Genomic DNA, 15,378 nt, shown 5'->3' on the forward strand with positions numbered 1-15,378 from the left:
CGTTACAAAAAGGAAACAGCGTTACACGGGGTGTATACGCAACAGCAACTAAAAAATACAATTAATTGATTTTCAATAAAATAATTAAAACAAAAACCTCCATTATCATTCAGTTACCGTTACATTAAACTAATGTTAAGCCCCAAAAAATGAAGAAATTAACAATAACCAACTTATAGGGCCTGTATAAAAGTGGTAAGATTTTCGCCCTGGTCAATGTTGAGTTTCTTGCGTAAACGGTAACGGGCAACCCGTAAACTATCAATAGAGATGCCCAACAAACCGGCAATATCCTTCGAATCCATGTTGACTTTAAGCAGGGCTATCAAACGCAGATCTGTTGAGGTAAGATCTGTACTGCGTTGTTTCAGCTTTTCAAAAAAGCTTTGGTGAACTTGTTCAAAAGCTACCGTAAACTCTTTCCAGTGCTGCTCGTGATTAAAGCTTTGATTTATTTGCTGGATAATTTGCTGCATCTGCCGCTTCTGATCACGCTTATCTTCTTTCACCATATCCTGCAATGTATTGCGCATGCTCTCTAACAACTGGTTATTCTTGATCAGGTTTAAGGTGTGCGATGACAGCTCCTGCCCTTTAAGTTCCAGCTGTTGTTTAAGGCTTTCCTCTTCCAGTTGTTTATTCTTGAGCTCCAGCTCCATCAAATCGCGTTGGGCTTCAAAAATCGACCGGTTTTGCTCGGCCAGGACACGCTGGTCGCGTATTTTGAGGCGTTGCCTGCTGAAGGTTACAAAACCGAGAACGACAAGCAACAGGGAAATGGTAACGCCGGCAATGGTAACTATCTGGTTAGTTTTCCGGATGTTATTGAGCCGGGTAATTTCATCGCTCTTTTTATCCATATCATACAACACCTGCAAAAATGAAGTTTGCTTAATGCTCTCCCTCGAGTACACCTCAAGCGAGTATTTACGGCTCAATTCAAGGTAATGATAAGCGCTGTCCATCCGGTTAAGCAACTGGTACGATTTTCCGAGATCACGACAGGAGGCCGCTAACTGGTACAGGTTTCCTGTTTTTAATGACAGCGCATAAGCTTTGCGCGATTGCCGGATCCCTTCTTCATATTTACCGGTTTTCCGTAAAATATCACCAATGTTATTGATCACCTCAATACTGGCAACTTCATTATTGTACTTATTATAAATGGCTAATGATTTTCTGAAACAGGAATATGATGAATCATAATTGGCCAGATCCTCATGGATACTGCCAAGGTTCTCATATATTTTTGCTTGCCCATAATCATCTCCGATACGCTGATAGCGGTTTAGCGCCAGGCGCTGGTAATAAAAGGAGCTGTCATACTTATGATGCTTTTCATACAAATGCCCTATTGCGCCAAATATTTCGGCCTGGCCTTTTCTGTTGTTGGTTGCTTTATAAAGATTCAATGCCTTGTCGTATAACTGAAATGACTCGTCAGGCTGCCTGTTGTAATAATACAAGATGCCCATCTTGCCCCAATTGTCGGCCAATAAATCCTTGTTGCCTATTTGTCCAAATACCTTATCGGCGTGTAAATAAAAATCAAGGGCTTGCGCGTAATGTCCCTGGCTAAAACAGATCTGCCCCATTTGCTGCAGACTCAAACCGGCGGTAAGATTATCATTATCCTGAACAGCATCGGCATGGATCCTTTTCAAAACGATAAGTACCGAATCGGGATGTTGCTGTGAGAGCGATTGAAGCTGTTGAAAACGGTCGGTTTTGTTAGATTGTGCCTGTGCCGCTGTACCAGATATTAATACAAACAGGTAAAATGTTAATTGAATAAGCCTGATGTAAAGTTTAATCATATCTGAAAACTAAGCGGATTGTCATTGCAAAGAAGTCGTCCTTTGGTACCTGCGTACAAAAAGACAAACAAAAGAAGTATTTCAATATGAACTTAATGTTAACCAACTGTCGTGTGTTAACTATTTTACATTCATGCAATAGACATAGGAAAGTTTTTAATTCCCTCCCTTGGGAGGGGTGTGGTAGGAATACGTAGTGGCAGGGAGGGGTTTATCCGCTATTTCAAAGGAATAGGCAAGGCAATGAAACCCCTCCCTATACCCTCCCAGGGGAGGGTATAGCACAACCCCGCGCTTTTTGTTTCTTCTAATCACCAGAATTCATTGCGTTCGGGATCTTACTCGTCGTCTTGCGTCTCCTTAAGTTCATCCTCTTTTTTGCCTTTGCCCAAATGGATAATAGGTTTATCCTGGGTACCGGTGATAGTCATCGGGATGCCGAAGATACCGAAGGGCGGCAGCCCCAGCCTGAATTTCAGGTTCAGTTTGCCATCCAAACCCACCTGTCCTTCAAATCTCGGCCTGAAACCTGCAATCCGCATTTTGGTACGTTCTATAATCATGATGTTATTGGCTATAGTACTTTTGATATCAACCTTTTTTACATCGCCGTGGCCAACACTGTCATGACCGGTTTGCTTGCCAACCGCGCTTAATAATTTCAATCCGTATACTTTTACTTGTTTTACAGAAAGTACGCCACCGCCTTTTAATGATGGGTAAACCGGTTTCATATCGCTGTTAAGCTTACCCGCAAGCTTATAATCTAAAGATACAATACCTTGTACATGCTCGGCCGAAGTTGCCATATCATGAAACAACTTGATTTCGCGGTAGGCCCTCTGAATATCAAACTCTTTCGCGTTGATATGATAATCAAAAAATGCTTTTTGAGGATTGATGCTGCCATAAGTGGCGTCCATCACTACAGGGGCACCTATCAGGCTGAAACCAGTTTGCTTAAGTACGATCTGCCCGTTGGTAACATTCATTGCGCCTTTGGCGTCACTGATATCCAGTCCGTTATATTTAACTTTTTTTACATCAGCAGCAAAATTAAGATCAAGATTGGAGGGCACCAATATCACACCCGATGATTTGGTTGGTTTGGCAGATGCAGGCACACCTGCAAAAGCCATAAAATCATCGGCAATGATCAAATCACTCTTCAAATTAAACTCACCTTTTAACGGCGAGTTTGGTTGCATGGCATAGCCTATCACATTGGATAAAGCACCGTCAAGCACTACTATTGATTTACCATAGTTAGCCTTAAACTGATCAAACTTCATTTTATCCTGGTTAAAGCTGAATACGCCGTTGGTGATAAAAAATGGTTTCGGGAATAGCTCAGTTGTAAGCTTGATATTCTTCACCTTCATGCTGCCGGAGTTATCCAGCTTATCATAATGGCCGGTGGTTGCATCGCTTTGCTTTCCTTTCAGTTTAAAGTTGGTGCTTACAAAACCATTTACATCATATCCTTTTATGGCAAATACTTTATAAATTTTACCAAGGTCAAGGCTACCTCGAGAAGTTACGTTATAATCAAGGTCGTCAAAATTGCGAAGATTGGCCCTCAGCAAAAATGGCTGGCCTTCAAAATTGAAGGATACCGGTTTAATATCCACCTTAAGCCCTTTTAGCGAGCCGGTGTTGTTAAAAATATTTACGCTAACCTGTACATTTTGCATAGGGTGCGGATAGTATTTGGTTTGGATATATCCGTTTTTCAGGTTGATCTCCGCATTGGTAACCGGGAAGATGCGCCGGGCCGGAATATACCTGCCTTTACTTTGCAGGTTGGCATCAAAATCACCGCGGAAATCAATACTATCAACCGGGTAAAACTGCTTGATATCATCTAAATGGAATTTAGCATTCAACCCGGCATCAATCAATGCACCTGCTTTATTGCTTAATTTAAGATAGCCTTTTATGTAATTATTAAGTGCATTAATGTTTAGGTTGCGCACATCCATCGTGGCATTGGCAATGTTATGATCCGGACAAGCGGCATCCAGGTCAAAACTGATATTGTTGATAGACTGCGGCAGCTTGCTGTATTTAAAATAGCCATTTCTGAAAGTTGACCTGAGTTTAAATTGGGGAATACTGGTTATCACGGTATCGACCTTTTGCCTTAGTCCAGTTTTCCTGATGCCGGTGGTGTACTTACCTTCGGCCAGTAAATGCAAACCATATCTTCCTTTTACCTGGAATGGTTTAATGCCAAAAACCTTGTACCATTGCTCCAGGTCAATTTCGGTATTCACTTTAGCATAAATGTATGGCGATTTGATTCCCTTTAATTTCAGTACCGAACCAAAGTAGTCCTTACCAATATTGAAATAAACCGAATCAATATTAACTTTTAAACTGTCGGGGTTGAGGCCAGGCAAACTGGCATCCATATTCAGGTACAGGTTTTTAACCGGAGCGGGGGTGCTTTTGTTAACGATGGCACCGTCGCGCACTTTCATGCTGATACCCAGGTTAGGCATAATATTTTTTGAGGCGATGTACTTTCCGCTAAGATCAAGCTGGATGATGCCGTTACCGCTGATATCCATATTATCAACATATTTAGCGTATTCATCCGGGATGGCGGTAAAAACATCACCAAGATCATTTTGATCGCTCCTGATCTTAAAATCCATATCATAACCATCTTTCAGGAATTCAAACCGGCCTTTGAATTTAACTGGGAGCTTGTTAATAAGCAGGTCATTTTTTTGAAATGCGAAGGCCAATGATTTGGTATTGATACTGGTTACCAGATCTGCATTTACTTTTTTCTTGAGCACGTAGGCTTTGTTGCCATAATAAAAATCTACCGAAGCGGCATCTACGTGGCTATAAAGGTCAAAGATGTCTTTGCTTAAATCGCCGCTGCCTTTGTAGTTAAGTTCCCGCGCGTTGATCTGCATGGGCAGTGAGCGGTCGTCATAAACCAGGTGGCTTTTGTCTATCAAAATCTGTTCAATCCCTAATGATGCACTGGCGGTATCGGCTTTATTATCCTGTTTAGGTGGAGATGATTTGTAAACATTGTAATTGGCTTTACCGGCACTGTCAACCTGGATGTTGATCAACGCATGATCAAGATAGATCTTGTTTACATTGATCTTGCTTTTAAAAACCGAAGAAAGATCGATAGCCAATGAAATTTCTTTAGCAGAAACCAGCGTATCATTTTGAAAAGGTATGCTGCCATTCAGCACAAAATCATTAAGCGTAAGGGTTAGCGACGGGAACTTTTTAAAGAATGACAAGCGTGTACTTGAAAACGAAAGCTTACTGTTTACGCTGCCGGCCGCCCATTGTTTAATTTTTTGCGTTACCGTTTCGGGAAAAAGATAAGGTAAAAGGAACATCAACAGCAATAAACTAACAACGGTGATGGCGCTTATTTTAAGCGTTTTAACCAATATTTTTTTTAAGGGGAGCGGCATAGAAATTATTATACTAACGAAGCATGAAAGTAATCATAAAACATAATTATTGGATATCAAATTATGATGATTGTAATGTTAGGGAAAAGTGACTTTGGCGTTCTGAGGTGATCACCCGACCATCAGTCGTAAAAAAGCTGCTCAATAATCCCGCTAATAAAAAACATTTTTTATTAGCGGGAAGAACAAAAGTATTAACCTCTAATCCAATTTATGTAATGAATAAGTTATGCAATAGTGTATTGCTATGAAGCACTCATCGAATGTTTCTTTTTCTAATCCTCCAATAAAATAATCCGTCGGAGAATGATTGTGATACTTCATAACATATCCATTCACAAGCAGCTCTTTGCAAGTTCGTAACTTTTCACTCAGTAAATTAAGACATCTTTCACCCTTATTAGCGCTAAAAGGCTCATCTGTTGAAATACAACAGGAATTAGGAATGCATGTAATATCAATGTATAACTCATCATTTTGATAATTGCCTTTAGTGGCATTACATTTATCACAACCACTTGTTGTCATAACTACGTTTATCTGGTTAGTCATTAAATTCAATTTAATAATGTAAAAACAGTAAAGTACACAGGAAGAATAATTAGGAATATCGAATGTTTTTACTTGCAATACGCATGAAATTGAAACTGTTGTAAAAACATAAAACGATAAAATAGGAAACATCTAAAGACGAGGTAAAATAGCATCAACATCCTTATCACTAATAAACTATAAAATATCACTAATAGTAATAAGAAGTGCACGTGGTCTTATGAAGTCCGTTAATTCGGAATATTCAAAAACAGCATCAGTAGTATTAAAAGAAGCAACAAAAACACAACTAACTGCATTAACCTTATTATTAAGGCCGTGTGTTTTGATGGAATGTAAGATAAGCGATCCAAAAAGTCAAATAAATATTCAAATAATTCCCCTTGCTGATCGATGTTACGCTATCGCTAAACTTTGACCGAAACAAAGACTATATTTCCGTGCGATTGCTTCGTGCCTCGCAATGACATTTTTTATCCCATGTCTCATCGCTATGTTCTTAAACAACTAAGGGCCCGCTAATGCAGGCCCTTGGTTAAAATCAGAGGATCATCAGCGCTAACTGGTCGAAGTTTAGCGGTAGCGTAACTTCGTCCTAAAACAGGTTAAGCTTTCAGCTTAACCCTCTCTATAAAGCGCTTCGTATTAAAACATGGCAAGGCTACGGAAGCAGAATGCTTCTATCTTTTTAGGACGAAGTTACGCTATCGCTAAACTTCGACCAGACTTTGAAAAAAGTAAAAAAGGGGACTTGCCACGCAAGTTCCCCTTTTCAATTAATCTCAAATCAGCGTTTATTTACCCGCCAACTTATCCCTTAAAGTTTTCATATAGTAACCGCCAATCACGCTACGCGCCTGGAAACCTACCATTTTACCGTTGGTAGTTTCGTGCCAGTCGCTTAGTGGTACGCGCGATGAAGTTTCGGTAGCGAATTTGTAAACCGGGGCAACTAAAGCGTTGAAATCAGCTCTGTTATCGGCCATAGATGCAGTCCAAAGGATCCAATCGCTTTTGGTGTAGGTTTTACGGCTATCCAATGGCAAACCAAACTCTTTTTGGTGTGCTAAATAGTACTTAAGCTCGGTATCGTACACTTTTTGAGGGAATAATTTTAAGCCTAATACTTTATCCCAAACCATGTTGTATTTCTGGCTCCAGGTATCTTTGCTGTCAAACACCAGGCCGTAATGGTCGCCGGCGTTGGCTTTTTCTTGCCATTTTTTAGCCATGTCTTTAGCCATCGCTTTGTACTTTTTAGCGGTTGCGGCATCACCTAACATACCTGCTAATTCGCCGTAGGCATCAATGGCTACAATAGCTTTTACTGATAAGTTGGCATTGTGTGCCAGGTGACCGGCAAAGTCATCAGTACACAATTGGCTACCCGGATCAAAACCTGATTTGGCAAGGTATTCAGTCCAGATGGTTAATGTTTTCCAGTGTTTTTTGGCATAGTTGGCGTTGCCTTCAACTTTTGCTAAAGCAGCGTTAAGAATGATCATGTTACCGCTTTCTTCAACCGGCATGTCCTCGCCATAAGTTTGGCCGTTGGCCAATGGATAAGTACCTAAATCGTGCGATGAGTAAGGTTTATTCCATTTACCGCTTTCGCTGAAATAGAAGATGCCGTTCATCATGCCTTTCAACAAATCAGGATTGTATAGCAGGTACATTGGAGCCGAAGGGTAAGTAATGTCAACCGTGTTGATTGAGCCATTGCTAAAGTTCTCTTTAGATAAGAATAACAATTCGCCCTCCGGGCTTTTAACTACCTGGTGCGCGGCAATACTTTGACGATAAGCCATTACACATAACTTAGCATATTTTTCACCACCGGCTTTAACCGCGTCGGCCCAGATCTTAGCATCTGTTTTTACACAAGTGCCCATCACTTTAGCGTAGGCTTTGGTAGCATCGCTCAGTACGCCTTCAATAGTAGCACCCGGGGTATTCCTCCACCATGGTCTTAAATTGGTTTTGAAGTATTGGATAGCATAGATGTCATCATACCCAACCGAAATAAATTTAGATACCGGCGCAGCAGTCACTTTACCAAATGGTAATACTGTGCTTAACATGAATTGTTTACCAGTAACCGTAGCTTCACCTTTTTGGGCGCCCAGGAATGATGAAACAGCATCGCCTTCGGGAGTGATGTATTGTTTAGCTCCGGCGGTTGACGAAGCAACATAAACATAGCCCCAGTCAATACGCAGGTTATCACCTTTTTTCTGTAATACCGGTTGTTCCACAGTGCCGGCTTTTAACAGCTTAAGGCCGTTCTGACTGTATTTTGATACCGTAACTTCCTGTGATGGTGTATTTACAGCCAGATTGCTTGATACCCCCTGATAGATCTGAACATCATGAGCTTTCCCATCGGTTGATTTCAATTGGTAAGTGATGTATGATACCGGGGTGGTAAGTAATTTCAAATCGCCCATAACCAATGGCGAAGTGAACGTAACTTTCAGGTTTACCTCACCTGCTTTAAAGTTATATACGGTTTGGGTAGCTGTAACTTTAACGCTGGTTTGCTCAGCCAGTTTAACGGCTTCGTCATCCTTGCTCAACATTTCTTCAACAAGACCGGCATCAATAAACGAGCCGCCACCGGTGTTTTTGCAATGAATAGCCAAAACGTTTTCACCCGCTTTCAGATTCGATTTTGCACTGGCAGGCAACGCAACAGTTTCAAAATCGCCGTTAGCGCCACCTTCGGCAGCAATCTGCTGGCCGTTCAGGTATACTTCGGCTTCATCATCATGATAAATTTTCAGCATTAAACGGCCTTTCGGTAATTCGGCAATATTGAATTTGCGACGAACCCAAATGTCTTTACCTCTCCATTCGGTGCCTTTGCTTGCACGTTCATCGCCAAATGGCGCAGCGCTGCTTTTCCAGGCCTGATCATTAAAGCCCGGTTTTTCCCAACCTGCTGCCGGGGCAGTTTCGGCCAGGTATTGGCTGTTGTACGATTTTTCGTCGGTAGCTGCTAAAATGGTTTTATAATTAACGGCCGATGCGCCCATAAAACGGTAGTAATTGCCATCAACCTTAATGAGGCCCAGTAACGATTGGTCTTTCCCGGTCCAGTGTTTGGTGGTTGATTCATTTAACTTATCGGTGTTTGACCAGATGCTGAAATAAGTGTTGTGCGTGATCAGCGGATAAGACGGCATCTTATCCTGTGCCAGCGCTGTTTGTGCAACAAACGATGCTGCCAGTCCGGAAACAAGCAAGTACGTTTTTTTAAAAATGCGGTTCATAAACTACGTTTTACTTTTGGTTTTAATTTATTGTTGGTTTTTTATTATTTACTCTTATTTCTGGGCTTTGGAAAAACCTGGTGCGTATTTGCCCAGATATGCCAAAGGCTATCCAGCTGCTGCACTTTTTCCGGGTATTTCGATTTCAGATCGGCAGTTTCTGTTTTATCCCGCGACAGATCGTACAAATGCCAGGTAGTATTATTACTCAGCGATACCAGCTTCCAGTTTCCTGAACGCGCATACCTCGCGCCGAAGTGCTCGTTAAACAAATCCTCATGACCCGGAGCATATTTTCCTTTAAAGCTTGGCACCAGGCTGATACCTGTAGTCGGTGGAATGTTGTACCCCTTATATGTTTTAGGGTATCTGGCCCGGGCCAGCTCAACAAAAGTGCTCATGAAATCCATCACATGGCCCACATGGTCATTAAAGCCACCTCTATTAGCAGTAATTCCCTTTGGCCAAAAGGCTATCATCGGTGTATGAATACCTCCTTCATATGATTCGGCTTTCCAATATTCATACGGCGTGTTGGCTACGTTTGCCCAACGCGGCCCGATTGACGAATAAGTAGTCTCCGGGCCCGGCAAAGCTTCTTTCTTTGTGGCATAAACAATTTTCCGTCCGTCGCGGGTTTCATTAGGGCGATCAAAACCCGGGCCATAAGCAGCGCAGTTTTCGGCACTTGCCCCATTGTCCGACAGGAAAACGATAAGCGTGTTATCCAGCTGACCCGTTTCTTTCAGCGTTTTAACAATGCGGCCAATACCCTGGTCCATCCTGTCGATCATGGCGGCATGAACAGCCATAGCCATGGCGTCCCATTCTTTATCAGGATTGTTTTCCCATTGCAGATCACCTTTCCAGCGATCTGACAGCTTTGTTTTTGCAGGGTCGATAAGGCCAAGCTGCACCATCTTTTTGTATCTCGCTTCGCGGATTGCCTGCCAGCCCGCTTTGTAGGTGTCTTTATATTTGGCAATATCCTCTGGCTTTGCCATCAGCGGCCAGTGCGGTGCATTTTCGGCAACGTACAAAAAGAACGGCTTTAACGATTTAGCGTAGCCTTTGATATAAGCTACCGCTGTATCGTTAATGGCATCTGTATGATAGTAGTTTTTGGGGACTGTTTTAATGGGCTTAGTACCGCTAACCAAACTAAAAGGATCGTAAAAATCGACCACGCCCCAAATGGTTCCAAAAAATTTCTCGAACCCGCGGCTGGTTGGGTACTGGCTAATGGGCGAAAAATCGCCAAAATCTTTATGATGATTTAACCAGGCCATCTGGTCCTGCGCATTAGGCTGTCCGTTGGTGTTGGACACATGCCACTTTCCCGACATGGCGGTATGGTAACCTGCGGATTTCAAAACTTCGGCAAGGGTTACTGCATTTTCTGTAATATGACCGAGATAGCCGGGTTCGTCTTCGGCGTCGGTCATTTTGCCTATGCCCGCCTGCTGATTGTATAAACCGGTAAGTAAAGATGCTCTTGTTGGGCAGCAACGCGATGTGTTATAGAATTGCCTGTAGCGGATACCATTTTGAGCAAGGTAATTGATGTTGGGGGTATTCACCTCACCGCCATAACAGCCCAGATCAGAAAAACCCATATCATCGGCCAGGATCACGATAATATTCGGGCGTCTCCTTGCCTGCTCAGGTTGCTTCACGACTTTAGTTTGCCACGCAACTGAAACAAGCGCTATTGCACCGGCACCAACTAAACCGGCATATAGTTTATATTTATTCATAGGTGATCAAAATACCTGCGCCAGTTCGGTTAAATTTACGTTTTAATAAAGCAGGAAGGTTAAAAAATGACCGAGGCTTTTATGCCTGAACATATAGCACTACGGACAGTTTTACACATTCCAAATTAAAGCAATCATTTTACACAAAACGGCTCAATCATTGGTAAAATCGTATCATTTTTGTGATGAATTTTTAAATTAACCGTAAGGCATATGAGCTTATATACATCACTCTCCGAAAGACTAAAAACCCAGCATCTTACCATAGAACAATTGGTTGCCTATATAAGCAACGATAAATTAATTACGCCACCGGTACCCGGCAAATGGAGCGCTTTAGATAACATAGCCCACCTGGCCCGGTACCAGAAAATATTTACAGACCGTATACACCTGATATTGAATAAAGATACGCCTGTTTTTGATCGTTACACCGGAGATCTCGATCCTGAGTTTATACCTTTCAAATCAATGGGTTTAAGAGAACTGCTGGACATGATAAATACGGACAGGACAACAATTATCGATCTGTTGTCGGGGCTTAGCGACAGCGAATTATCGTGCATTGGCGTACATCCTAAATATGGCAGGCTAACCATCTTAAAATGGGCCGAGTTTTTTGTATTACATGAGGCCCATCATTTATTCACTATTTTTCAGTTGGTTAACGGTACCGAATAATTTTATCTAACAAAAAAGGCAGCCCAATGAGCTGCCTGTGGTTTCCATTGAAAATTTTTATTTACTGTGCCAGCTTAACCTCAACACGACGGTTAAGTACACGGCCATCTTCGGTAGTGTTATCAGCTATCGGTTTGCTTTCGCCCCAGCCTTTTACAGTAAGGTTATCGCCATTAACACCGCTGTTTACCAGGTACAATTTTACAGAGTTTGCCCTATCTACAGATAACGACATGTTATGCTCGGCAGTACCTTCGGCAGAAGCATTGCCATTTAAAACGAATTTCGCCGACGGGTCTTTTTTCAGTTCTTTAACAATATGATCTAAAGTTTGGTACGAAGCAGTTTTTAACACTGCTGAGTTAAACTCAAACTGGATATTGCTGAAATTATAATCTGGTTTCTCCGGTGCAGGAGCAGGTGCCGGCGGAGGGGTTGGCGCCGGTTTTGGTGCGGGCGGAGGGGTTGCAGCTTGTTGTGTTGGCTGGGCCGGTGGCGGTGTTTGCACAACCGCTTTTTTGGTTTTGCAGGCTTGGGTAGTGATAGCTAAAACAGCTATTGCAAGAGCTAATAAAGGTGTTTTTAGAGTTTTCATATCTAATGATTTGCGTAAACATAAAAAACGTTGGCATAATGTTTATAGTGCCTAACCATAATTTTATGGCTGGATAACGCTTTTTACATACTGATGTAGATTATTTAATCAATAGTTATGCCATTTGCCTGGAGAACCTGCAAATCCTAATGAAGAATAAATGCGCTAAGCGTTTTTTACTTCAACGTTGTCGTGAAAAAACGCCTCCACCAATCCCCTACACACCAAAAACAATTATCCACTATGCTTATCTTGTCGGCACCATTATAAACCATCGCCATGAAAAAATTATTTGCTGCAATTTTAATTGCTGTTACAACCTTAACGCAATTTGCTTTTACGCCCCTACAATCAAAACCAGATAAATCTCCGGTAGAAAAAGCTGCAGAACAAACCCTCAAAAAGCAAATAATGACCGAGGCCGCCTGGGCCATGCAACAGCAGCCGGTTACAGTTACAGCGTCATCTTCACCCAGGAGTGCGGGCGGTAAACACGACTTTTTTTCGGAAGCCGATTATTTCTGGCCTGATCCCAAAAATCCCGACGGGCCTTACATCAACCGCGATGGCATGACCAACCCGGATAACTTTGTAGAACACCGCAAAGCCATGATCCGCTTTAGTAAGATCATCGGCGCCCTGGCATCGGCCTATAAAATAACCGGAGATGTAAAATATGTTAAACAGGCTGTAATCCACCTTAAAGCCTGGTTTATTGGTTCCGAAACGTTGATGAACCCAAGTCTTTGGTTCGCCCAGGCAGTTAAGGGACAGTTCACCGGCCGTAATTATGGTATCATCGATACTATTCACCTGATGGAAGTTGCGCAAGGCATTATCGTTATGGAAAAAGCCATGGACGCCGAAACTACAGCCGCTGTTAAAAAATGGTTTACCGATTATACCAACTGGCTCATGACCAGTAAACCCGGCATCCAGGAAAGGGATGTTAAAAACAACCACGCCACCTGCTGGGCTATGCAGGTAGCCTCCTTTGCCAAACTTTGCAAAAATGAAGTAGTACTCGATTCGATTCGCGTGCGATACAAAACGATATTGCTCCCCCGCCAAATGGGTACCGACGGCAGCTTCCCCTTAGAGATGGCTCGTACCAAACCCTATGGCTACTCTATTTTTAACCTCGATGCCATGACCATGCTGTGCCAGATCCTTTCAAGCCCGCAGGATAATTTATGGAACTTTGAAACACCGGATGGCAAATCCATCAAAAAAGGAATAAGTTATCTATATCCTTTCGTGGCAGATAAAAGTAAATGGACTTTAAAACCCGACGTAATGTACTGGGACAACTGGCCAATTGCGCAGCCTTTCCTGCTGTTTGGCGCTAATGCCTACCATGAAAAAGTGTGGTTAACAACCTGGCAAAAACTGGATCATAATCCTCAGGTTGAAGAAGTTATCCGAAATTTACCCATCAGGCACCCGCTCATCTGGTTTTAATCGGGTAAGCGACTTCCCCCATCAGCGCTTTTTCCTGTCTATAATAATATATAAACTGTGAGTTAAGCGTATCATCAAAATATTTTTTTGTCGGGAAGGCAAGTTTTCTCCGTATATCATCACACTACAAAAGCACTACCACGCTTGTGATCGAATCGTATTGAGGTTATTATAAGGTATTTATAATAAGATGTTTATATAATTTTACCAATACAAACATCTATTATACCTATTAACGCGCCTTTCTTGGTATTAGTATATGATATTCATAAGTATCATGAATTTGGTTAACAGGTTTGTGTTTTATTGCCCGGCTTATTTATAAACCAAATAATACATCTAAAACCATTTAACAAATTAACTTATGAGATCGAAACTTAACTCTTACCTCCTTGGCCTGATCCTGGCTGCGCTCGCAGTGCTATCATCCTGTAAAAAGGATAACATGAACCAGTTTAAAACCGGCAGCGATTCAAACACCGATAATAGCAGCAAGCTGGTTACTGTTAACAATGCCGTACCTATTGCCTCATTTAAAGTAATAGGCTACCTGCCCAGCTGGCAGGGCGATGTGAATACGGTACAATACAGCAAACTAACCCATATTAATTACGCTTTTCTTACCCCCAACAACACCGGGGGGCTAAACCCGCTCGATAACCTTTCAAAGTTCACCACCCTGGTATCAAATGCGCACAGTCATAATGTTAAAGTAATGATATCTGTTGGCGGTGGTGGCGGCGGAGATGCCTTCCATCCTATTGTAGCCAATGCCGGTTACCGTACCACTTTTGTTAATAATATGGTTAACTTTTGTAACCAGTACAATGTTGATGGCGTGGATATCGACTGGGAGTTCCCATCGGCAGGTACCGAAACCAATAACTTTTATTTATTACTGCAGGAACTATCAACTGCCATGCATAACAGCGGCAGGTTATGTACCATCGCCTCCATCTCGGTTGGGGCTACTTACGTTACCAGCAATATGTTCCCTATCCTTGATTGGATCAACATCATGGATTATGACGACAACAACTTCCAGCACTCTACCTACCAATCGGCAGTTGATTGCTTAAGCTACTGGGCCGGCCGTGGCTTACCGGTTGCCAAAACCATACTGGGCGTTCCATTTTATGCAAGAGATAACCGGTACGATTATTCGACCATGAACTATGTTGATGTTTTATCTATAGGCGGTAGCCCCAACTCAGATACCTTTCAAACTTTTGGCTATAATGGCATCCCAACCATTAAAAGCAAAACCACCTTGGCACTTAACCAGGCAGGGGGCATGATGATCTGGGATTTGGGCGGCGACGCTTCAGGTGCCAACTCCCTGCTTTCGGCCATGAACACTATTATTACCGGCGGTACTACCAATCCTCCGCCAACTCCTCCAATAGGTACAGTAATATCGCTTAAAGGCTTCAACGGCAAATATGTAAGCGGCGAAAACGGCACGCAGGCTATGACCTGCACCCGCACCACTGCCGGCGACTGGGAACATTTCACTGTTCTTGACGCAGGCAACGGCAAAATCTACCTGCGCAGCATGGGTAAATATGTATCATCAGAAAACGGCACACAAGCCATCACCTGTAACCGCACCACGCCAAGCGACTGGGAAAAATTTGACTGGATAGTTACCACCGACGGAAAAATAACGTTACGCGGCAACAACGGCAAATTCATTTCCAGCGAAAACGGAACACAGGCCATGACCTGTAACCGGGCTACCGCATCGGGCTGGGAAGCATTTGGGTTGAATCAGTAAAACTATTAACT

Annotated in this window: 8 protein-coding genes; 3 read left to right on the forward strand and 5 right to left on the reverse strand. The window is 42.5% G+C overall.

What is annotated here, in order from left to right:
- Positions 1 to 173 precede the first annotated feature (173 nt).
- The 4 genes from FHW88_RS11565 to FHW88_RS11580 form a co-directional block, all read right to left on the reverse strand.
- On the reverse strand, positions 174 to 1,817 hold the full coding sequence (locus FHW88_RS11565; RefSeq protein WP_176625531.1) for a tetratricopeptide repeat protein: 1,644 nt from the start codon (positions 1,815 to 1,817) through the stop codon (positions 174 to 176).
- A 338-nt stretch (positions 1,818 to 2,155) separates the two neighbouring features.
- Entirely contained in the window at positions 2,156 to 5,272 is a 3,117-nt protein-coding gene (locus tag FHW88_RS11570) for an AsmA family protein (protein ID WP_176625533.1), read from the reverse strand.
- Between the two features lie 1,346 nt (positions 5,273 to 6,618).
- Positions 6,619 to 9,096, reverse strand: a complete 2,478-nt coding sequence (locus tag FHW88_RS11575; protein ID WP_176625535.1) for a glutaminase family protein — start codon at positions 9,094 to 9,096, stop codon at positions 6,619 to 6,621.
- A gap of 44 nt (positions 9,097 to 9,140) precedes the next feature.
- Positions 9,141 to 10,853, reverse strand: a complete 1,713-nt coding sequence (locus tag FHW88_RS11580; protein ID WP_176625537.1) for an arylsulfatase — start codon at positions 10,851 to 10,853, stop codon at positions 9,141 to 9,143.
- A gap of 213 nt (positions 10,854 to 11,066) precedes the next feature.
- Between FHW88_RS11580 and FHW88_RS11585 the strand changes: the two genes are divergently transcribed.
- Positions 11,067 to 11,534: a DinB family protein gene (locus FHW88_RS11585; protein WP_090530930.1), complete on the forward strand. Its 468-nt coding sequence runs from the start codon at positions 11,067 to 11,069 to the stop codon at positions 11,532 to 11,534.
- A gap of 61 nt (positions 11,535 to 11,595) precedes the next feature.
- Here FHW88_RS11585 and FHW88_RS11590 read toward each other — a convergent pair whose 3' ends face one another.
- Complete coding sequence (locus FHW88_RS11590) at positions 11,596 to 12,129, reverse strand: OmpA family protein (protein WP_090530934.1); 534 nt, start codon at positions 12,127 to 12,129, stop codon at positions 11,596 to 11,598.
- Positions 12,130 to 12,408: 279 nt separating this feature from the next.
- Here FHW88_RS11590 and FHW88_RS11595 point away from each other — a divergent pair, with 279 nt between their 5' ends.
- Both FHW88_RS11595 and FHW88_RS11600 read left to right on the forward strand, forming a co-directional pair.
- Positions 12,409 to 13,590 carry an alginate lyase family protein gene (locus tag FHW88_RS11595; protein ID WP_176625540.1) on the forward strand — a complete coding sequence of 394 codons (1,182 nt, stop codon included), beginning with the start codon at positions 12,409 to 12,411 and terminating at the stop codon, positions 13,588 to 13,590.
- Between the two features lie 364 nt (positions 13,591 to 13,954).
- Entirely contained in the window at positions 13,955 to 15,367 is a 1,413-nt protein-coding gene (locus FHW88_RS11600; protein WP_176625542.1) for a glycosyl hydrolase family 18 protein, read from the forward strand.
- Positions 15,368 to 15,378: the final 11 nt, after the last annotated feature.

The sequence above is a fragment of the Mucilaginibacter sp. SG538B genome, from assembly GCF_013376065.1.
In the GTDB taxonomy this organism is placed as follows: Bacteria; Bacteroidota; Bacteroidia; order Sphingobacteriales; family Sphingobacteriaceae; genus Mucilaginibacter; species Mucilaginibacter rubeus.